The following is a 19,045-nucleotide window of genomic DNA, read 5'->3' on the forward strand; positions in this document are numbered from 1 at the left end:
CGGGGCGAGTGTCCGCTTTTGGGATTTTCGCACATCATCGCAACGACCGACATTAGGCGCGAAGCGGGCATTCGCCGTCCAAGAGACAAAAGTTTCTTTCGGTGAACCCATGACATCGACAAGCAGCACGGATTGGCCCCTCTCCTGCGGTTCGAGCCGGAGGAACACTGGTGACCGTCGTCGGGCCGCCCGACGCGCCGCCCGCCAATGGCCTGGCGGTCGACTTCGTTGTCGAGTCCGATCGTGCTCAACTGAGTGAAATCGTCCAGCGCGTGCGGGACGGACGGCTGCGGACGAACATCGGCAACATCTCGACCCTCGACGATGCCGTTTCCGCGTTCAAAACGACCGAGCGACGCTCGGGGAAGACGATCATCAGCGTTCGTCCGTGAGCGACACGCGCCTGTCAATGCGCCCGGCCGGCCGCCGCTGTCCAGATAGGCCGGCTGCGTCCTGTACGCAACGCCGGATCAAAGCACTCTCCTCTGCAAAGCTGGGCGCTCGTTGGCGATGCCGGGTGACAGCAGTTTCGAGGCGGCTATGGCGGACTATCAGCGACAGCGCGACCAACACTCGCTGCCGATGTATGAGTTCACCTGCCAACTCGCAACGAGGAGCCGCCAATGGAGATGCAGCAACTCTTCGGGGCGATCGCTGGCAACCGGCAAGCCGAGGACAACTTCGCGCGCATGAACGCGGGCACGATCTCGCCAGCCGCGTTCTTCGCACGCGAAATGTAGCCCGGATCATGGGCTCAGCCGAATTTCTGGTGTCGTCTTGAGCGTTGAGGTTCGTGGGCAGCGGTTTAGGCCGCGCTCTGGGCTGGAGCGACCTCACCGAGGAGGAGCAGCGGCGCTCAAACGCACGAACCGTGGACCTGCCAGGCGCTGTCGAAAGTATTGGCCGAACGCCTTATCTCCTCGGGCTTGCCGAAGAGAGACCGAGCGGGACAGGCAGAAACTCTCGAAGAGAGCTGGTGATAAACACCTTGCTTGGCGCTCGCGTTGACTAGCTCGCGACTTTAATACCCGCCGAGGCGGCTTCCTTGACTTCCCGGATCTGTTCACCAACTATCATGATATGAATGCCGCCGTTAAAATCCGTCACGACTTTCTTTTCCGGGTTTGCCCCATCGCGGGATCGTAACCCCCGGCTCGGCTGGCATGTGCCCCCGAGCCGAGGGGCAACACTTAAAAAATCGACATGGAAGTCCGCGGGCCGCCGATCGACTCGGCTCGGCTGTGAGCAGGACATTCTTGAATTGGCCGCTCGCATCATCTTTCGCGGCGGCGTCCCAACGAGATACGAGTATTCAAATGCATGACAAGAAGACCCGGCGTAGGCCGAACATCCGCATCTCGCAGTCGGACCATGCGCGTCTGTCGGCGCTCGCGGGCGCCGTCGCCGCACGAAATCCGGAGGCTTCCGATGAACTGCTCGCCGAACTGGAACGGGCTCGTATCGTCCCCGACGGTTGGATTCCCACAGGTACCGTCCAGATGGGCTCGACAGTGACGTTCAAGCCAGACACCGGCGACGCGAAAACGGTCACGCTGGTTTTTCCTGGCGATGCGGATATCACCGAAGGCAAGGTTTCAATCCTCACGCCGATCGGCACGGCCCTGATCGGCCTCTCGGCCGGACAGTCGATCATGTGGACTGCGCGAGACGGGCGGCGGCACGAACTCTCGGTGCTAGCGGTGAAACAACCGGCTCCGGAAGGCGTGACCGAACAGCGCCCGCCAGCGCCTTCGACTATCGAGGCGAGCGTCTAGACATGGGCATTTCCGTGCGTCTCCTCAATCACGCGGGCAGCTTGATCGCGGGAGTCTGACCCCTGTGCCGGCCTATTATGGTCCGGCACAGGGGGAAGTTTTCCCACCCGATCAATTGCTTAACGCCGGATTCCGCCCCGCGGAACCGGCTGGAGACGCGCCATGCCCACTACCGACAGCTGTCAACTGACCACCAAGGACTACGCAATTCTTGAAGTAATGCGGGAACGCTATCCGAGCCGCGGCGAAATCCTCTCGGCTATCCTTGACCGGAAGATTTCGAGCGCCGTTGTAATGTTTCGGGATGATGTTCCGGCAACCGTCGTGACGCTCAGCAGCCGCGTGGCTTATCGGGTAAACGACGGCCCTGCCGAAACCCGCATCGTCGCACATGACGAGATGCGCGGTCTGGTTGGAATGCTTTTGCCTATCACCAATCCGCGCGGTCTGGCGCTGCTTGGCTTGGCCGAAGGTGAGTCGATGTCCATTCCAACTGCGGACGGCGGCCTTGAAACGCTGAGTGTGCATGAAGTGGTCTATCAGCCGGAAACCGCAAGGCGCGAGAGATTGAAGCTGGCGGGAGCTGCCGCGCCGGGCTCGTCGCGATCGGCCGGGCCGGTTCTGCGCGTCGTTCATCGTTCCGATGAGATGCAGGACCAAGCGGCGGACAAAAACATCGCGGCCTTCGACACCGGGTTCGACGACCCAGGTCCGTCGGCGGCCTGAGAGCTCGACTATCCCGAAGGATGTGAAGACGGGTAGACAAGCGTTCCGTCGGCCCTTGCCTTCGCGGCGTCGGTGAGTTTCGCCGGCTCGATCTTATCCTTGCCCATTAAATGAAAGACAGCCTCGCCGCGGCTAAGGAGATAATCGGCGACGATTCTTCTGTGACAGCGCCACCAGAGCGTTTCCGAGCACATGATGGCGCTTCGCCGCTGCCTGCCGAGGGACAGAAGCCGATTCAGGCCGTCAAGAAACTCCGCCGACAGCGCGTGGTCGGCGTAATTGTGAAAACTCTGGTTGATCCAGAATGCGTTGAGCACAGGTGGAACGTCGTGCGCCTTGCCGCGCAGGCCGCCAAGCTCGGCAATGTATTCATATCCGATCCCGAACGCTGCCAGCGCTTCGGGAAGCACCTCGCTGTTGAACTGCGGGTTCGCCCGCGAGCGTCTGACAGTCCTGATGTCGATAACCAGGGTGATCTCTGCGATCCGTAGCAGGGCGACGAACTCGGCGATCGACCGCGTCGAGTGACCGATGGTGTGGAATGGATAAGGCATGTACGGTCAACCCATGGCAACGGATTTCTTTCCGGCTTGATGACCGATGATTTGGAACTGAAACAACGCTGTCATTTCACCACCTGCTTCAGACCACGTAACGCCTCCTGCACGTCGGCACGCGCCTCGCTTGCTTCCGGATAGACTGCATAGGCTGGATAAGTGAATTCCGGGGCGCCTTCCACCACCTCCAGCTGTCCCGCCTCGATATGGGGCGCTGCGGCGCCCCTGCGGAAATAACCCATTCCGCCGGCGCGCAGGATATAGCTCAGCCCGAGCGGACCAAGGCCGACCATCAATCCTGGCTCGCCGAAGGCTGAGGAGCTGGCATCATGCTGGGCCGCAAACAGCGGTCCCCAATCGACATAGACATAATCCTTGGACCCGACCGTTCCCCGGTCTCCGTCCGTGGTCCGAACCAGGACGAGTTGCTCCTCGACGAGAAGCTCTACCTTGAAACCCGGCAGCAGCTTCGGCGCATAGAGCACGGCAATGTCCAGAACGCCGGTCCTCAGCTGCTCGAGGAGTTGGTCCGGAACGCCGACCTGGGCCTGGATGGCGATTTCCGGCCTGGCGTTCTTCATCCAGACCAGCCAGTCGAGCAGCAGCGGATTCCACAGACTGAGCTCTCCGCCCAAGGCAACCACGCTTGTCCGTCCCGATGGGATGGCGAGCTGATGCCGTGCCCGTTCCCAGATTTGTACGAATGATTGGGCGAACCGCTCGAATTCCCGGCCCGCCGGAGTCAGCTGCGCGCCATTGCGGTTGCGGATAAAGAGCTGACGGCCGAGTTCGTCTTCCAGCGTGCGTATCCGCGCGCTTACCGTGGTCTGGGTAACGTGGAGCCGGTCGGCGGCTTTCAGAAAGCTGCCGGAATGGACGATTTCCAAAAAAGTGCGAGCGCGGTCGATGTCCATTCTGGCTCCCGTCAGTGCAATAATTTTGCATCAATACAGCATTTAATTCCGTTTGCCTTCCTGTTTTACGCAGCGCAACGTTCAGAAGGTCGCGCTGGCTTCCGCCGCAAGAGTTGATGGAGCGCACAATGTCTGATCAGGAGGATCTTCCCTTGGAAACGCGAGAGTACGCCTCGCCGCCGTGCTTCATGCACGAACTCGTTCCCGGATATGGCACCGGGCCGGTTGTGCAAGACGCATGGACAGAAGTCTGTCGATGGCGCAAGGCGGAGCGCAAGCGCTTGATCGATGAGCGTCTTGCCGTCGACGCCGAGGAACGCTTGGCGAGGTCTACTCGCGTTGCCTCCGCGCTCGACCGGGCTGTCGGCCGGGTCAGCGGGCGCATCATCAGCGGCTACTGGCCTTTTCGCGGCGAGCCGGACCTTCGCAACTGGGCGATACGGGTGATCGAGCGCGGCGGGCGGATCGCGCTGCCGGTCGTCATCAAAAAAGGTTGGCCTCTGGAGTTTCGGATCTGGGGACCAGGAGACCCGCTCGAACGCGGCATCTGGAACATTCTTGTTCCGTCAAATGGGCCATCGGTCCAGCCGGATGTCGTCATCGCGCCGGTTGTCGGTTTCGACCAGGCTAACTACCGCCTGGGCTATGGCGGGGGCTTTTTTGACCGGACCCTGGCGGCCGTGCCGAAGCGGCCTCTCGTCGTGGGCGTCGGTTACGCCGGCAGCAGGATCCAGACCATCTATCCGCAGCCACACGACATTCCGATGGATGTGATCGTCACCGATGAATGAATGAGTGCAGGCGAGACCTGATCCTCCTGTGACGGCGGATCGCCGACGGCCGGGTCCATCTTTGAGTCCGCCGCGCCTCCAGTGAAGAGCAGGAAGCAAATCATGTCCAATCCAGCCACCACGGCCTTGGATGATCATAAGCCACGGTTTGTCGTCAGGTGGCTGTTCTCCACCAACCACAAGGATATCGGGACGCTTTACCTGCTGTTCTCGATCATGGCCGGAGTCTTCGGTACAGCGCTTTCCGTGTTGATCCGCATGGAGTTGCAGGAGCCGGGCCTGCAGATATTTGGCGATCCGGGGGTCTACAACGTCGTCGTCAGTGCCCACGGGCTGGTCATGATCTTTTTCGTCCTAATGCCGGCACTGATTGGTGGCTTCGGCAACTGGATGGTACCGATCATGATTGGCGCCCCCGACATGGCCTTTCCGCGCTTGAACAACATCTCATTCTGGCTGCTGGTGATGTCATTTATCCTCTTCATCACCTCGATGTTCGTTCCAGGAGCGCCCGGCACGCTTGGCCATGGCGGCGGCTGGACGCTCTACCCGCCCTTGTCGACTGATGGCCAGCCAGGCCCCGCGGTCGACCTCGTGATTCTGTCAATCCACCTGTCGGGTGCCTCTTCGATCCTTGGCGCTATCAACTTCATCACCACCATCTTCAATATGCGCGCGCCTGGCATGACGATGCACAAGATGCCTCTGTTCGCCTGGTCGATGCTGGTTACTGCCTTCATGCTGCTGATGTCGCTGCCCGTACTCGCCGGCGCCATCACCATGCTTTTGACCGATCGCAATTTCGGGACGACCTTCTTCGCGCCCGCCGGCGGCGGTGATCCGGTCCTCTATCAGCATCTGTTCTGGTTCTTCGGCCATCCCGAAGTCTACATAATGATTCTACCCGGCTTCGGCATCATCAGCCATGTCATCTCGACCTTCGCCAAGAAGCCGATCTTCGGCTATCTCGGCATGGCCTATGCGATGGTGGCGATCGCCGCGATCGGCTTCGTCGTGTGGGCGCATCATATGTATACGACCGGCCTGTCCGTGGACACCCAGCGTTACTTCGCCTTCGCCTCGATGGTTATCGCCGTTCCAACCGGCGTGAAGGTGTTTTCCTGGCTGGCGACTATGTGGGGAGGATCGATAGAGTTCAAGACGCCGATGCAGTGGGCTCTCGGTTTCGTCCTGTTGTTCACCATGGGCGGCGTCACCGGCATCATGGTTGCAAACCCCGGTATCGACCGCGTGTATCACGACACCTATTTTGTGGTCGCCCACTTTCATTATGTGCTGTCTTTGGGCGCGGTCTTCGCCATCTTCGCCGGCTTCTATTACTGGTTCCCGAAGATGACCGGCTATATGTACAACGAAACGATGGGCAAGCTGCATTTCTGGGTGATGTTCATTGGCGTCAATCTGGCCTTTTTCCCGCAGCATTTTCTCGGCATGGCCGGCATGCTGCGACGCTATGCCGACTACCCCGACGCTTTCGCCGGCTGGAATTTCGTCTCCTCGATCGGGTCCTACATTTCAACGGCCGGACTTGTCGTCTTCTTCATCACGGTAGCGGAAGCCTTCAGCCGCAAACGCCAGGCTGGCGCCAACCCATGGGGCGAAGGGGCGACCACCCTCGAATGGCTGCTGCCGTCGCCGCCACCCTTCCACCAATGGGAAAAGCTGCCGCGCATTCTCTAACACTCGCCTCCAGCTCCAAATCGGCATCTCTTATTGTCGGGAGACCGTCATGAACGAGACCACAGATCCAAACAACCAGATCCTGCTCGTAGCAATTGTCGCGTTTTATTGGGCATTGCTGGCGTGTTGGGACCAGCTGCTGCCGCGCTCTGGTGACGACCAGACCAAGCTGGGCGATGCGGTGACTGAGCAACGAAGCGGCGTTGCCGATTACACTTCATCGGCGGGCCAGCCCTTGGATGTGATCCGCGACATCGATCCGAATTTTGACCTCGCCGCGTTTCTGACCGGCGCCAAAACGGCCTATGAAGTTATCCTGCGGGCCTATGCAAATGGCGACATCCAAACGTTGAAACGCCTTGTCGGGCCGGAAGTGCTTGAGACCTTCGAACGAGCTATTGCCGGGCGCCGGGATCGGGAAGAGACGCTGCAGCTGACCCTCATCGGCGTGAGTGAAGCAAAAGTCATCGAGGCTCTCGAGGAGAATGGGACCGCAGAGATCGGCGTTCGCTTCGTTTCCGAGGTGGTCAGTGTCACCCGTTCAGCCAACGACCGGGTCGTGGCTGGCGATCCCACGCTGATTGTTGAGGTGATCGACACCTGGACGTTTGCCCGCGAAACACAGTCAACGAAGCGCGACTGGGTTTTGATCGCCACCGAGGGCGACTAACAGGTATGTGCTCTTCCGAGAAGCCTGCCTCCCGTGTCACCGTTGAAGGGCAGTCAACCCGGAGCGTTGCGTGGCCTGAGCGGATTTGTCATTCTTTGACAGCACCCACCCACTATTGGCCTGTCGCGATTAATTGGACATGACACGGGCTCAGTCGACCATTTTCAAGCAGCGAGCTGCGTAGCAGGGCCTGGAAATAAATTACCAGATCGTATCCTCATGTGATATGGTCAAATCTTGGCCGAGAAAAATTAATAGAAACAAAGGAGGCCGCGATGAGAGATTATTTTTCATTTCAGCTATTCATGAGAATGTCGGCTGCGCTATTTATTGGTGCCGCTATCTATTCGATCGTCTTCGGGAATACATGATGGTGCTTGGAGCCCGCGCTTAGACTTTCTCGAGACCAAGTCGCTGACATTACCCGATCCTGAGCAGTAGCTAGGACGCGGCGGGACGCGCTTCGCGAACTGCTCCGACCTGCCAGCAGATCACTCAGGGACAAAACCACCCTGCGGCGCTAAGTGCAACCCAGTGGAACCATACCCGCGGCAGCTCGTGGCCCCTGAGCAGACGTTGATGTGTCGAGGTGCTGGCTGGTGAAGCCCAGCCTCGCCAAGCCCCTGCGCACTTCCGGCGCGCCCATGAACAGCCTCCACAAAAGCCCTGTACGATGGTTCTCGATCATTGCGATGATTGGCCCCTGATTGATCGCCAGATATGTCCGGGAGTACCAGTTGCGAGGTTCGCAAAACGCGTCGACAAAGCCGAAGCGGCCCCATATGCGGTTTCGAGGCTTGGTCAGGAAACCGCGCAGTGCGCGCATCGCTTCCCCCGGAGCATAAGGGAAACTCGACAGGGCAGCGGACGGGGTGATTACGCCAAAGTCCCTGTCGGGTGCACTTGCGATGTATCCTCGCGGCCCATGGCTCGCGGTCAGACCCCAGCAGTCAGGGCCGTATCCCAAATGGTTATGGGGGTTGCGGACGCAATGCCGATAATTGATCTGCGTATGACGGAGGTTCTGTTGCCAGTAGTCGGCGTATCGGTCGCTTAGGCCTCGTGGATCGAGCCCGCAGAAGGAATATTGCGAAAAGAAGAGCGGACCACCAGAATCCATTCCCAATGGTAGCACGATCCCGTAATGATCGCGCCCGTTTCGAAAGTCGGATCCACCAGCAAAGCCTTCGTGATAGATGCCCGGATCAATGGAGTGGCGAGTTGATCCCGCCGCCAGCACGAAGGTGAGCATGCATTCGTTCCAACCTCTGATCGGGCTGTCCATCGCCCAGCCGTGGTTCGGGCTCCAGTGCCACATCAGTTGCCGGGCCCCGCGTGCGAACCAATTCCACTCGGCCTGTGACAACAGCGCGTTCACGCTATGGCGAAGGCGTGCCTCCTCGGTTGCCATCCCGGCGAAATACTCGCGGGCGCAGATCAGACCTTGAAACAGGAAAGTGGTTTCGACCAGATCAGCGCCGTCATCCTTGCGACGGAATGGAATTGTCGCACCGGTACGGCCATTGATGAAATGCGGGAACACGCCATGGTAGCGCGGCGAGCTTTCCAGGAAATCCAGCATTCGCTGCAATCGGCATAATGCGGCCGTGCTATCGATCCAACCGCGTTCAACAGCAACGATGATTGCCATGATGCCGAAGCCAGAGCCGCCAATGGCTGCGAGATCGTTGGCCGGAGCACCGGTGGTCTTCTGGCGATCTCGGGCAAGACCACTGACGGGATGTGCGCCTTCCCAGAAGTACCGGGCCGTTTGCCGTTGCACGATATCCAGCAGCGCTTCATCGTCGAGCTCGCGAACGTTTGCCGGGAAGTCGGGTGCTTGGAGCGTGCTGGGAATCATCGAGCCGGTGTTCCTGAAATGGGCATACAGACCGCCGGTCAATATGTCGCACCGGCTTTGCGGCATATTGAAAATTTTTTAGAGTTTCTCCGCCGGGCCGCTGGCGCCAAAGCCCGTTATACCGATGAAAGTGCCAGCGGCGCCTTCTTGTCGAGCATGGCTTTGGCGGTCATCAGATCGTCACTTCGCTTTTATTAGTCCGCAGCCTAAATATACCAGCACCGAGCACAGCCCAAGTCACTGCAAACGCGCCAATGACGTTGCCGATCTTCTCGGGCAGTCCGCAAGGGCTAGCTGCTTCGTGGGCCACTACATCTCAATCAGGACGTAGGCGACACCAAAGACAATGCTCATTAGAACACCAAACCATGCCTACCCCTTCAATGCGGCGCGCACGTCCTCAGGCTCAGCGCCTTTCTGGTTATCGTAGTCGTCCATAATCAGATCCCAGGTTTGTCGATCGTTACTTGGTACAAAATCAATAGAGGATGAGCAACCCCAACCCTGCACGCTAAGCGTTCGCGCTCCTAAATTTCCTCGGAGAACGGCAAAGGCCCTTTACATCGCATCTTATAATTTGACGCGGTCAGGGCATAACCACACTTGCATACGCGCAAGCTAGAGAAGCTCGAGAATTTCTCTCACAAGGTCCGTCTGGTCTGTTGACGATGCCGGAATATCTATCCAGCCTGAGACGTCCTTGCCTCCGGCTCGGCTAGACGCCGGAGGCCTGCTCTGCATTGTTCGAAAACTCATGACGATCATTGTGGCAGGAGTCCGCCGGCCGGTACGATTGCAAGGGTTCCTTCTCCTACTCGAACATGATGCGAGCGGCACCTCTTTTGGCGAGCAACATTCTCCGAGCTTCCTGGATCCGCTGAGCCTGTTGTTTGGTGTATGGACCCATTGGCCGGGTCTTTTCATCGCCGCGACGAACACGGCAATACCAGCGGCCGCTGTCCGAGAAGATTTCAACCAGGGTCGGTGCATCGTTAGCCGCCTGCTTGGCGACCTCGTCGACGAATTTCACGATCTTTGAATAACGCTGGGCGGGCGCAACCATGTCCAAGCCACGGGTGACACCTAGTTCCTGCTGCTCTGTGGACATAGTCGAACTCCTTTCAGTCACAACCACATTCCGCTTCGCCATTCTGACTCTGACTTCCGCTTTTCGGAAGTCGAAGCTAGCTTGCCATTTGGCGCTCCATTTCCAGCTCGGCCTGCAGACTTTCAACGTCGCGGAAGATTGAGGCGACAGCCAGCGTGCGCCCTTCTCGTTTGAAGCGGAGCAGGCAATCTTTGGCGGCAATGTCGCCGTCTACCGCGATCTCGTCCCACCGCTCGGCGTGACCGACATAGTTGATGGGAACATCGTAATGCTGGCTCCAGAAGAACGGCACGGCCTCGAATTTCTCACGATGGCCGAGCATGTTGAGCGCGGCTGCTTGCCCCTGCCTCTCTGCAACCACCCAGTGCTCGACCCGAATGTTCTCGCCACTGTGAGGATCTGGCCACCGCGCAATGTCGCCGGCGGCGAATATGCCTGGTGCGCTCGTCTCCAGAAAGGCGTTCACGAGAACCCCGCGGTCAAGGATGAGCCCGGCCTTTTCCGCGAGGCCGATCCGCGGGCGCACGCCTACGCCGGCGACGACGAAGTCGGCAGCTAACGTGCCGCCGCTGCTGAGCTTCACCTTTTTGCCATCGATGCTGCTCGCCGTGTCCTGAAGATGGAAAACAACCCCGTTCTCCTCATGGATAGTGCGGATGAAGTCACCCATTTGCGGACCCAGGATCCGCTCCATGGGCCGCTTATCCGGCGCCACGACATGAACTTCGATCTTGCGCGAGCGCAGGGCCGCGGCAGCTTCCAGCCCGATGAAACTGGCACCAATCACGACAGCGATATGCGCAGTGGTGGCTCGCTCAATGATCGCCTTGCAATCTGCGAACGAGCGCAGTGCGTGGACATGCGGCTGGTCTGCCCCGGGTATGGTCAAGCGAACCGGTTCGGCCCCGGTCGCAAGAAGCAGCTTGTCGTAAGGAGTCGAGCTCCCGTCCGCGAGCACAACCTCGCGAGAACGTACGTCGATGCGAGCGACATTGCCATTAAGACGCAGGTCGATATTGTTCTTTGCGTAGAAGCTTTCGCCACGCAACGGAATCCAGTCTTCCGGTGCCTTGCCGGCGAGGTAGTCCTTGGAAAGGTTGGGGCGATCAACTGGCGGTGCTTCATCATTGCTGAGCATGACGACGCTGCCTTGATAGTGTTCGCGCCGCAGCATTTCGGCCGCCGCGAAACCGGCTGCGCCGCCGCCGACGATGACGATCTTCTCCGGAACGGGGCCGGAGCCTCCATCGCGCGGCTTGGGTGCGGTTCGATTGCGCTTCTCGCCCACGAATATCTGATCATCGCGTTGTTCCACCGACCAGCACGCGAGTGGCCTGAAGGCAGGCGTTCGCAAGGCTTCGCCTGTACGCAAATCAAAGCACGCGTGATGCCACGGACACCGGACCGTGTCTTCCACCACAAGGCCGTCGACGAGCGGTCCGCCGTAATGCGTGCAAGTCGCCCCGACGGCGAAGATCTCGGCCCCGCGGCGCACCAGCAGCACCTGCTCATTGCCGCAATGGCCGACCAGCTTTCCACCGTCGGGAAGATCGGCGAACGCGATGCCCTGGACCAGGTCTGGTCCGATCACCTCGGTAGGGTGCACAGCCATTTTCTTCTCCTTGGCGATTTCGACAAAATCGCATCCAGGGGAGCGGCGACAGGCTCATTAGCCTCTGAGCGCACAAAGCCAGCGCGTCTTCGAATTCTCGATTTCGCTTTCGCCCGACTAGAGCGAAACTGGCGCTCCACGGCTCAATTTCCCGCCATTCCCGGCATCATGCAAACGAATTTAATCGGCAATTGAGTGCAAGTTTTATGATAGCCTCCCTGCATCTCCTCGCCCGGGCGATTACAGGATCGTTTGCCCTGCCTTCCCCCAGTCGGCAAGAAAGGACTCGAGGCCCTTGTCGGTGAGCGGATGTTTGGCGAGGTTTCTGAGTACTGCGGGCGGTACGGTTGCGATATCGGCGCCCGCCATTGCCGCCAGTTTGACATGCAGAGGCGTGCGAATAGAGGACGCCAGGATTTCCGTCGTGAACGCTTGATCGTTGTCATAGATCGTGCGGATTTCTCGGATCACCTCCATGCCATCCAGACCGAGATCGTCAAGTCTGCCGACGAATGGTGAAATGAAGGTCGCGCCTGCCTTTGCCGCGAGCAGTGCCTGGTTGGCCGAAAAGCACAGGGTGACATTGACCTTGTGTCCGAGCTGACTGAGCGCCCGGCAAGCCCTGAATCCATCCCAGGTGGACGGCACCTTGACAGCCACATTGGTCGCAATGCCGGCCAAGCGCTGTCCCTCGGCGACCATACCGTCAAAGTCGATGGCCGTGACTTCCGCTGAAACCGGGCCCTCGATCGTCTGGCCAATCTCCTGGATCACATCTCTGATCGGTCGGCCAGTCTTTGCGATAAGGGACGGGTTTGTGGTTACCCCGTCGAGAATTCCAGCGGCAGCAAGCTCTCGAATTTCAGATATATCGGCGGTATCGACAAAGAATTTCATTGTCTTTCTCCTCAACTGAGCCCGCCCATCGATGATTGGATGAATTTTCCTTGGTTTGGTTCCGGGAGACGGGTTTGTTGTCGCTGTCGAGACCGCACGCCTACGTCTTTGGCAACGGAGGAGCGATGCGGCGTCTTCATCGCTGTCTCAGCAAAAGCTCTCTAAGGACGACGGCATCGTTGTGGGTCTCGTCATGAGCCGAGTAGACGAGTGTGACGGTGCCCTCCCGTATCATCTCGCGCAGCCGGTCAAGCTCACCGCGATGCTCCTGGATTTCCGCCGCATACCGCCGGCGGAATTCCGACCAGCGGGCTGGATCGTGTCCGAACCATTTCCGAAGCTCGGTGCTTGGCGCGAGGTCCTTCACCCAATGGTCGATGGCCGCTTCGGTCTTCTTGACCCCACGCGGCCAAAGCCGGTCAATCAATACGCGCTTGCCATCGCCGGCAGCAGGCCTCTCATATGCCCTCTTCAATCTTACTCTCTCGTTGAAGATTTCTTCGCTCATCGAGATCCTGTCCCGTCCATGTCTGTGTCGTTGACGGCATCGAGAAGGCTGGCGAATTTGCTCCTCAGGATTTCTTCGTCGACCGCATCCGACACGAATACGAAGATGTCGCCGCGATATCGCTCGATCCAGTGATGGCCGGCGCCGCGGCTACGCAGGTAGCTGCCGATCTGTTGGATCGTGGAATCCCCCAGACCCTTGTGCAGGAGAAATTTCATCAAGGTTGCACTTTGCCCAGGGACAGCTTCCCGTCTGGTCAGGGGCCGACCTTCTGGCCCCGAGCGTTGAACTGTTTCAGATAGGCGATGACGTCGGCGATCTCCTGGTCCTTGCTGAGACCGGCAAACGCCATCTTTGTGCCGGGCACCAGTTTGCGCGACGCCCTCAGATAGGTCGTCAGCGTCGGTTCATCCCAGGTCAGACCCGAATTCTTGTTCGCCGAGGAATAGCTGTAATCGGGATACTCACCGGCCGCTCGGCCGACGACGCCATTCAAGACCGGGCCCACTCCGTTCTTTGCCTCAAGGCCGACCTTGTGGCAGGCGCCATGCATCTCTTGAAGACGACGGCGCCGGCTTCGGCATTGCCGGAAGATGTGTCCTGCGCATGGGCCGAACCGACTGCAGTGAGAATCGCGGTCGCCAATCCAGGCATGGTCCATTTCATGTTTGCTGCTTTCAACGAGCACGGGTTGGTTCTGGCCGAACTGGCCGGGGCAATATGGTACGAAACATCCCTGGAGTCCCGGATCCGGATCCAAACCGCCGATCCGCATCGATTGATGTCGCCTCAGGAGGGAACAAGTGGGCCGGGACTCTTCAGATACTGGTTCTTGATCGCATCCACCGCCCAGTAAGCAAGAGCGCCTACGGGTCCGGTCGGGTTCTTCCCCGCGTTCTGGGGAAACACGCAAGCGCCGGTGACGAACACGTTCGGGACATCCCAGACCTGAAGGTATTTGTTCAGAACACTGGTGCTCGAGTCGGCTCCGAAGACTGCCCCGCCTGTGTTGTGTGTGCTCTGGTAAGGCACGATCGAATAAGGCACCGGGGGAATGCTCCGATCGACCTTGGTCGCACCCATCTCCTTGGCGATCGTCACGCAGATGTCGGCCTGAGCGTTCATCTGCTTTACCTCGTTGTCCTGGAAATCGAACGTCATCCTCATCAGCGGACGTCCGAAAACGTCGGTGTAGGTCGGATCGAGGCTCAAATAGTTCTGCCGGTACGCCATTACCGCGCCTTGGTTGCCAATGCTGGCCGCGTGGTCATAATTGTCGACCACTGCCTCCTTCCAGTCGGAGCCCCAGCGCGGCGTGCCCCGCGGCGTGGGATGCGACTGGATCGGCCTGGCGCCCGAGTTGCTGCAGCTGATGCCGCCGCCACCGATGTAGCCGGCCTTCTCGAAATCGTAGTTGTCGCCGTTGAAATCATCCATGCAGGTGCCGAGCGCGCCGGCCCCCATGAAGCGATTCAGGATGGTTCTTTTGTCGAAGAAGGCGGTAGCCCCGCCACCGCACTGATAGGCATAGTTGCGGCCGACCACGCCCTTGCCCGTTGCCGGATCATAAGGCACGCCAATGCCCGATTGCAGCAGCAGGTTGACGTTGCCGAGCGCATAGGCCGACAGGATGATGAGGTCGGCAGGCTGTTCGAACTCCCGCCCTCGTGCGTCGAGATAGGTGACGCTGACTGCCTTCTTGCGGGTCGAGTCCAGATTGACTTTCAGCACGATCGAGTTGGTGCGCAACTCGAAATTGGGGTTCTCCAGCGCCAGCGGAATGACGGTGAAATGCGGGCTCGCCTTGGCATTCGCCTCGCAGCCGAAGCGCTCGCAGAAGCCACAATAGTGACACTGGCCGAAGGCGACGCCATCGGGATTGACATAGTCCCGCGACGCGTTCGAGGAAGGATTGGGGAAAGGGTGATAGCCAAGATTGCGGGCCGCTTTCTCGAACATCACCATGCTTTGCGCCGCAATCATAGGCGGATTGGGGTACTCGTCCTTTCGCGATGCCTCGAAGATGTTGCCGCCGTCGATCTTCCGGCCGTTGATATTGCCGGCCTTGCCGGAGGTGCCGCAGGTCTTTTCGAACTTGTCGTAATAGGGCTCGAGATCGTCATAGGTGATCGGCCAGTCCTGCAGCTGCATATCTGAAGGGATGATCTTTTCTCCGTATTTGTCGATCGTGCGGGTACGCGCCTGATGATCCCATTCGAGCCAGCGCCAGGTGACGCCGTTCCAGTGCACGCCGGCGCCACCAACGCCCTGGCCGGGCAGGAACGAGCCGAGCTGGCGCATCGGCAGCGCCGTTTGCGATTCACTGTTGCGGAAGGTGATGGTTTCCCGCCGCACGTTCTGCATGAGGTCGTGTCGGGCGGCGTAGCGCAATTCGTCATGGATCTGCGGGTCGATGAAGTCCGGATTGGTGTCACGCGGGCCTCCCCTTTCTAGAGCGACGATTTTCAGCTTGGTCGATGCAAGCTCCTTGGCAATGATTCCGCCCGTCCAGCCAAGGCCGACAATCAGGACATCGACCTCGTTGAGTTTGGTGGCCATGCTACAGTCTCCTTCGTCTTCTTTCGTCGATTAAACGAGATCCTGAATTCCCTTCGGGTCAGCCGCATAGGCCTTGTTCCGAAATGGTTCTATCTTGTCCATGTACATGGCGTCGGCGCCTGGGAAACCGATCATCTTCCAGGCCGCCCTGTCCTTGTTTCCGCCATACATCGGGTCAGCGAAATAACCCTCGATCGTGAGCTGGAGCAGAAGCCCGAAGAAGGTTTCGGTTGGCACTGTTGGAAGCTCGACCTTCTTGCCCTCGAGGTCGCTCATCACCGCGACACGATCTTTTGCCGAAAGGCTCTCGAAAGCGCTCTTGTGGTTTTTCTGCACGTAGGCACTGACGTCGGCGATGCCGGCCCGGATCAGTTCCGATGGCGTCATCGGCAATTGATAACCCTGCTCGGGCGTACCCTCGCCAAATGGCCCTTCCAGATACAGCCGGTCGCCCTTTCCGTACCCGCCGGCCATTTGTCTATCGATGTAGATCGCAACGCCGAGTTCCTTGGCGCCGGGGCCTGTTGAATCGCTCGGAATCAGTGTGTCCACCGCGGCCTCGATGAAGGCGGACTCATCGACATTGAAGAATTCATAAGCGGAGCCGCCTGCATCGGATTTCGAGGCGTCGCTTGTGTGATGATGCGGCTTGCCGGTCGCCGCGGCCATCATTTCGGTCGCCGATGCGGACCCACCCAGCGGCAGGGTACTCGCCGCCGCTCCTGCCGCACCGAAGAGCTTCAGAAAGTCGCGACGCCCCACGTCGTCTTGGTTCTTGTCTTTCGTCGACATGATTTCTCCTGTGACCCTGCTGGCAAGGATGAGTGAGGTTGGAGAGAGCTTGCGCCCGCTCCAACCGGCGCTGCGCAGCATCCAGCGCTAGCCTTGGTGGAATTCTTCGAGCGTAGTGCTCACACTAACTATGTGGCAAGCGAAATTGATTGACATTTAAACGCAAATTTTATGCTATATCCGTGATGGACATCGAACTCGCCCGCACCTTTATCGAGATCGTATCGACCGGCAGTTTCATTCGGGCCTCCGAGCGCTTGAATGTTGCGCAGACGACGGTAAGCGCACGAATCCGCAACCTCGAGCAGCAACTGGGCCGGGCCCTTTTTGTCCGCCACAAAGGCGGAGCTTCGCTGACCCCGGCCGGCGAGCAATTTCTGCGCCACGCCCCGATGTTCGTCCAGCTATGGCAACGTACACTTCACCAGGTTGCCGTGCCGCCGGGACGCCGGGCTGTTCTGACGGTGGGCAGCGAAGTCAGCCTTGCGCAACCTCTGCTGCTTGACTGGGTCCGATGGATGCGCGCCTCGCTTGAGGATATTGCGCTTCGAGTGCACGTCGATGTGCCGCAGGATTTGATCAATCAGGTCGCGTCGGGAATGGTCGACTTAGCCATCATGTACGCGCCCCCGCACAGACCGGGTTTGAAGATCGATCTGCTACTGGAAGAAAAACTTGTTCTCGTGACTACCAATTCCGAAGCACGCCTCCTGGACGAATCCGACTATGTTTACATGGATTGGGGGCCGGATTTTGGGCTTCACCACGGGATGAATTTCCCAAGCGCTGCGCCGGATCTGTCTTTCGATCTCGGTCCGCTCGCACTGAACTATGTTCTAGCAACCGGCGGTTCCGGATATTTCAGGATGAGTTCTGTGCAGCCTCACATAGAAGCCGGCCGGCTGCATCTTGTGCCTGAGATGCCGCAGTTCTCCTATCCGGTCTATGCGGTGCAATCCGCAAGTGCGGACGAGAGCGTAGTTGGTCCAGCGCTGACGGGATTGCATTCCGTCGCAAGCGGCGACATCAAATTGTGAGAGTTCTAGTTGGGCGTCTAAATGTCCGACGGGACTGACGGGAACAGAAGGTCGACCGTTGTTCCAATCCCTCGTTCACTCTTTATCCGGATCCGACCACCAACCATCTGGGTCAGTGCCTGCACCTGTGGCATCCCTATCCCGGTACCCTTCTCACCCTTCGTCGTGAAGAATGGATCAAACACCTTCCGCAAGACTTCAGGAGCCATACCGCAACCGTGGTCTTTGACGCGAACGCATGCGTAGGTTCCAGGACCGGGCGGGTCAGGTGTCGCGGTTGTCTGCACCAATCGCTCGGTGATGACGCGGATCTCCCCGCCACTTGGCATCGCATCTCGTGCGTTCATGACGAGATTAAGCACTGCGGTGTCGAAAAGTGCGGGATCGATCAAACAGTCTGGGACACCGGAACCAAGCTCCAGCCTGACGCGGACATCGGCTCCCGCGCCATACCTCAGGAAAGGCTCGAAAGACGTGAGGAACTCATTCAAATTGCCAGCGTGGATATCGAGTTCCTGATGCTTCGCGAAGGTCAATAGCTGTGACGTTAGCTCGATCCCTCGATCGATTCCTTCCCGCGCTGCCGCAATGTAGGCACGAACCCTTTCGGGCTCGTCGGCTCTTCGCTCAGCGAGCCCGAGCCCGGATTCTATTACTGCCAGGAGGTTTCTGAAGTCGTGGGCTATACCGCCAGTCATCTCGCCCAAGGCGGCAAGCCGGTGCGTTGCACGCTCGCGTTGCTCGGCAGCAGTTCGGGCATCGAGAGGTGCGTCCGGCACTTGGGTGCGCGCGTCGCGTCCGGCCTGAGATGATGTTTGAGTTTCACACGGAAACACGCAGCCTGTCATGAAAGTCCCTCACTCACGACACCCAAGGAGCTCTCGCCCCGTTTTGGCATCTTCGGTCGCTTTTGTTGCGGAGGGCCGCGCCTTTCATGCGCATGATCTAAGCGCGCCGGACGACCCTTTTCGTCATGATGTCTTCGACAGTCGGGAATGCCTTTAGGGCCTCCTCCGGTAGGTCGCCATTTGCTCCGACCATTTCAGCCCAGCCATGTGCCCCTGGTTCGCCGACGATAACACGGCCGACCATTCCAGCATGCTCATGCGGGATACAGTAATAATCGTAGACTCCCTGCTCTGTGAAAGTAACCGAAAAGCTTTCCTTAGGCAGGAGGTAGTCGGAATCCCACGATTTTGCCGTCTTGGGCATGCGAAGCGGTCGCCCGAAGTTTGCCGGATTGTAAGCCGTCGTCGTGTGCGAATTGCCAGGATTGAGGTTGGTCCATCGGACCGTCTGCCCTGGCTTGATCAGAATGCCGATCGGGTCGAACCAGACTTGCGAACCGTCGTCGCGCCCTTGCATCCCGATTTGGATCGCCTCGCCGGCCCATACTGCCACACAAGAGAGCGAGAGGGGGGGGGGGCCGCCCCCCCCCCCCCCGGGGGGGGGGGGGGGGGGGAGTGGGTGATTGTGTGGAGGGGGGCGGGCGCGGCGCCGCCCACAGACACCCCCACCACGGGAAGAGGCGAGACGT

The 19,045-nt window shown here is 59.2% G+C and carries 19 protein-coding genes and 2 pseudogenes; 8 read left to right on the forward strand and 13 right to left on the reverse strand.

Features of this window, described 5'->3' with window-relative positions; translation table 11 throughout:
• Positions 1-149: 149 nt before the first annotated feature.
• The 3 genes and pseudogenes from AC0L2Y_RS25070 to AC0L2Y_RS25080 form a co-directional block, all read left to right on the forward strand.
• A pseudogene (locus tag AC0L2Y_RS25070) lies at positions 150-392 on the forward strand (NADP-dependent oxidoreductase); the annotation flags it as partial.
• A 924-nt stretch (positions 393-1,316) separates the two neighbouring features.
• On the forward strand, positions 1,317-1,775 hold the full coding sequence (gene rnk / locus AC0L2Y_RS25075) for a nucleoside diphosphate kinase regulator (protein ID WP_473560212.1): 459 nt from the start codon (positions 1,317-1,319) through the stop codon (positions 1,773-1,775).
• Between the two features lie 162 nt (positions 1,776-1,937).
• Positions 1,938-2,501 carry a GreA/GreB family elongation factor gene (locus AC0L2Y_RS25080; RefSeq protein ID WP_473560214.1) on the forward strand — a complete coding sequence of 188 codons (564 nt, stop codon included), beginning with the start codon at positions 1,938-1,940 and terminating at the stop codon, positions 2,499-2,501.
• 8 nt (positions 2,502-2,509) lie between these two features.
• On the opposite strand, the gene AC0L2Y_RS25085 is transcribed toward AC0L2Y_RS25080, so the two are convergent.
• Both AC0L2Y_RS25085 and AC0L2Y_RS25090 read right to left on the reverse strand, forming a co-directional pair.
• Positions 2,510-3,055 (reverse strand): DUF488 domain-containing protein, encoded by a 546-nt coding sequence (locus AC0L2Y_RS25085; protein ID WP_352566370.1) that lies wholly within the window; start codon positions 3,053-3,055, stop codon positions 2,510-2,512.
• A gap of 71 nt (positions 3,056-3,126) precedes the next feature.
• Complete coding sequence (locus tag AC0L2Y_RS25090) at positions 3,127-3,972, reverse strand: LysR family transcriptional regulator (RefSeq protein WP_473560216.1); 846 nt, start codon at positions 3,970-3,972, stop codon at positions 3,127-3,129.
• 128 nt (positions 3,973-4,100) lie between these two features.
• Between AC0L2Y_RS25090 and AC0L2Y_RS25095 the strand changes: the two genes are divergently transcribed.
• The 3 genes and pseudogenes from AC0L2Y_RS25095 (at position 4,101) to AC0L2Y_RS25105 (ending at position 7,134) form a co-directional block, all read left to right on the forward strand.
• Positions 4,101-4,763, forward strand: a complete 663-nt coding sequence (locus AC0L2Y_RS25095) for a 5-formyltetrahydrofolate cyclo-ligase (protein WP_473560255.1) — start codon at positions 4,101-4,103, stop codon at positions 4,761-4,763.
• Positions 4,764-4,898: 135 nt separating this feature from the next.
• Positions 4,899-6,464 (forward strand): annotated as a pseudogene (gene ctaD, locus AC0L2Y_RS25100) (cytochrome c oxidase subunit I); the annotation flags it as partial.
• Positions 6,465-6,513: 49 nt separating this feature from the next.
• Positions 6,514-7,134 carry a Tim44/TimA family putative adaptor protein gene (locus tag AC0L2Y_RS25105; protein WP_473560218.1) on the forward strand — a complete coding sequence of 207 codons (621 nt, stop codon included), beginning with the start codon at positions 6,514-6,516 and terminating at the stop codon, positions 7,132-7,134.
• Positions 7,135-7,654: 520 nt separating this feature from the next.
• On the opposite strand, the gene AC0L2Y_RS25110 is transcribed toward AC0L2Y_RS25105, so the two are convergent.
• Positions 7,655-8,995 (reverse strand): glucoamylase family protein, encoded by a 1,341-nt coding sequence (locus AC0L2Y_RS25110; protein WP_473560220.1) that lies wholly within the window; start codon positions 8,993-8,995, stop codon positions 7,655-7,657.
• Positions 8,996-9,013: 18 nt separating this feature from the next.
• Here AC0L2Y_RS25110 and AC0L2Y_RS25115 point away from each other — a divergent pair, with 18 nt between their 5' ends.
• Positions 9,014-9,193: a hypothetical protein gene (locus tag AC0L2Y_RS25115; protein WP_473560222.1), complete on the forward strand. Its 180-nt coding sequence runs from the start codon at positions 9,014-9,016 to the stop codon at positions 9,191-9,193.
• Between the two features lie 613 nt (positions 9,194-9,806).
• Here the strand turns inward: AC0L2Y_RS25115 and AC0L2Y_RS25120 are convergent.
• The 8 genes from AC0L2Y_RS25120 to AC0L2Y_RS25155 form a co-directional block, all read right to left on the reverse strand.
• On the reverse strand, positions 9,807-10,103 hold the full coding sequence (locus AC0L2Y_RS25120) for a hypothetical protein (protein ID WP_473560224.1): 297 nt from the start codon (positions 10,101-10,103) through the stop codon (positions 9,807-9,809).
• Between the two features lie 76 nt (positions 10,104-10,179).
• Entirely contained in the window at positions 10,180-11,715 is a 1,536-nt protein-coding gene (locus AC0L2Y_RS25125) for an FAD-dependent oxidoreductase (RefSeq protein WP_473560226.1), read from the reverse strand.
• Positions 11,716-11,955: 240 nt separating this feature from the next.
• Positions 11,956-12,612 (reverse strand): fructose-6-phosphate aldolase, encoded by a 657-nt coding sequence (gene fsa, locus AC0L2Y_RS25130; protein WP_473560228.1) that lies wholly within the window; start codon positions 12,610-12,612, stop codon positions 11,956-11,958.
• 136 nt (positions 12,613-12,748) lie between these two features.
• The gene (locus AC0L2Y_RS25135; protein ID WP_352566350.1) at positions 12,749-13,120 is read right to left on the reverse strand and encodes a DUF488 domain-containing protein; all 372 of its coding nucleotides are present in this window, start codon (positions 13,118-13,120) and stop codon (positions 12,749-12,751) included.
• Positions 13,117-13,338, reverse strand: a complete 222-nt coding sequence (locus AC0L2Y_RS25140) for a hypothetical protein (RefSeq protein WP_352566349.1) — start codon at positions 13,336-13,338, stop codon at positions 13,117-13,119. The genes AC0L2Y_RS25135 and AC0L2Y_RS25140 overlap by 4 nt, the downstream gene beginning before the upstream one ends.
• Before the next feature lie 38 nt (positions 13,339-13,376).
• A complete protein-coding gene (locus tag AC0L2Y_RS25145) occupies positions 13,377-13,628 on the reverse strand; it encodes a c-type cytochrome (protein WP_473560230.1) in 252 nt (83 codons plus the stop codon).
• Positions 13,629-13,909: 281 nt separating this feature from the next.
• Complete coding sequence (locus tag AC0L2Y_RS25150; RefSeq protein WP_473560232.1) at positions 13,910-15,679, reverse strand: GMC family oxidoreductase; 1,770 nt, start codon at positions 15,677-15,679, stop codon at positions 13,910-13,912.
• Positions 15,680-15,709: 30 nt separating this feature from the next.
• Positions 15,710-16,552 carry a gluconate 2-dehydrogenase subunit 3 family protein gene (locus tag AC0L2Y_RS25155; RefSeq protein WP_473560233.1) on the reverse strand — a complete coding sequence of 281 codons (843 nt, stop codon included), beginning with the start codon at positions 16,550-16,552 and terminating at the stop codon, positions 15,710-15,712.
• A 104-nt stretch (positions 16,553-16,656) separates the two neighbouring features.
• On the opposite strand from AC0L2Y_RS25155, the gene AC0L2Y_RS25160 reads away from it, so the two are divergent.
• Complete coding sequence (locus tag AC0L2Y_RS25160) at positions 16,657-17,508, forward strand: LysR family transcriptional regulator (RefSeq protein ID WP_473560235.1); 852 nt, start codon at positions 16,657-16,659, stop codon at positions 17,506-17,508.
• Between the two features lie 17 nt (positions 17,509-17,525).
• Here AC0L2Y_RS25160 and AC0L2Y_RS25165 read toward each other — a convergent pair whose 3' ends face one another.
• Both AC0L2Y_RS25165 and AC0L2Y_RS25170 read right to left on the reverse strand, forming a co-directional pair.
• Entirely contained in the window at positions 17,526-18,206 is a 681-nt protein-coding gene (locus AC0L2Y_RS25165; RefSeq protein ID WP_473560257.1) for an ATP-binding protein, read from the reverse strand.
• 247 nt (positions 18,207-18,453) lie between these two features.
• On the reverse strand, positions 18,454-18,873 hold the full coding sequence (locus tag AC0L2Y_RS25170; RefSeq protein ID WP_473560236.1) for a plastocyanin/azurin family copper-binding protein: 420 nt from the start codon (positions 18,871-18,873) through the stop codon (positions 18,454-18,456).
• Between the last annotated feature and the right edge of the window lie 172 nt (positions 18,874-19,045).

The organism is Mesorhizobium sp. WSM4830 (assembly GCF_055811495.1).

Bases quoted from the DNA above. Each gene is read 5' to 3' on its own strand.
- AC0L2Y_RS25160 (WP_473560235.1), top strand. From the start codon at position 16,657: ATGGACATCGAACTCGCCCGCACCTTTATCGAGATCGTATCGACCGGC.
- AC0L2Y_RS25135 (WP_352566350.1), bottom strand. From the start codon at position 13,120: ATGAGCGAAGAAATCTTCAACGAGAGAGTAAGATTGAAGAGGGCATAT.
- AC0L2Y_RS25140 (WP_352566349.1), bottom strand. From the start codon at position 13,338: ATGAAATTTCTCCTGCACAAGGGTCTGGGGGATTCCACGATCCAACAG.
- AC0L2Y_RS25150 (WP_473560232.1), bottom strand. From the start codon at position 15,679: ATGGCCACCAAACTCAACGAGGTCGATGTCCTGATTGTCGGCCTTGGC.
- AC0L2Y_RS25090 (WP_473560216.1), bottom strand. From the start codon at position 3,972: ATGGACATCGACCGCGCTCGCACTTTTTTGGAAATCGTCCATTCCGGC.
- AC0L2Y_RS25080 (WP_473560214.1), top strand. From the start codon at position 1,938: ATGCCCACTACCGACAGCTGTCAACTGACCACCAAGGACTACGCAATT.
- AC0L2Y_RS25120 (WP_473560224.1), bottom strand. From the start codon at position 10,103: ATGTCCACAGAGCAGCAGGAACTAGGTGTCACCCGTGGCTTGGACATG.
- AC0L2Y_RS25170 (WP_473560236.1), bottom strand. From the start codon at position 18,873: ATGCAAGGGCGCGACGACGGTTCGCAAGTCTGGTTCGACCCGATCGGC.
- fsa (WP_473560228.1), bottom strand. From the start codon at position 12,612: ATGAAATTCTTTGTCGATACCGCCGATATATCTGAAATTCGAGAGCTT.
- AC0L2Y_RS25155 (WP_473560233.1), bottom strand. From the start codon at position 16,552: ATGCTGCGCAGCGCCGGTTGGAGCGGGCGCAAGCTCTCTCCAACCTCA.
- AC0L2Y_RS25105 (WP_473560218.1), top strand. From the start codon at position 6,514: ATGAACGAGACCACAGATCCAAACAACCAGATCCTGCTCGTAGCAATT.
- AC0L2Y_RS25095 (WP_473560255.1), top strand. From the start codon at position 4,101: ATGTCTGATCAGGAGGATCTTCCCTTGGAAACGCGAGAGTACGCCTCG.
- AC0L2Y_RS25110 (WP_473560220.1), bottom strand. From the start codon at position 8,995: ATGATTCCCAGCACGCTCCAAGCACCCGACTTCCCGGCAAACGTTCGC.
- AC0L2Y_RS25125 (WP_473560226.1), bottom strand. From the start codon at position 11,715: ATGGCTGTGCACCCTACCGAGGTGATCGGACCAGACCTGGTCCAGGGC.
- AC0L2Y_RS25085 (WP_352566370.1), bottom strand. From the start codon at position 3,055: ATGCCTTATCCATTCCACACCATCGGTCACTCGACGCGGTCGATCGCC.
- rnk (WP_473560212.1), top strand. From the start codon at position 1,317: ATGCATGACAAGAAGACCCGGCGTAGGCCGAACATCCGCATCTCGCAG.
- AC0L2Y_RS25165 (WP_473560257.1), bottom strand. From the start codon at position 18,206: ATGACTGGCGGTATAGCCCACGACTTCAGAAACCTCCTGGCAGTAATA.
- AC0L2Y_RS25115 (WP_473560222.1), top strand. From the start codon at position 9,014: ATGGGCATACAGACCGCCGGTCAATATGTCGCACCGGCTTTGCGGCAT.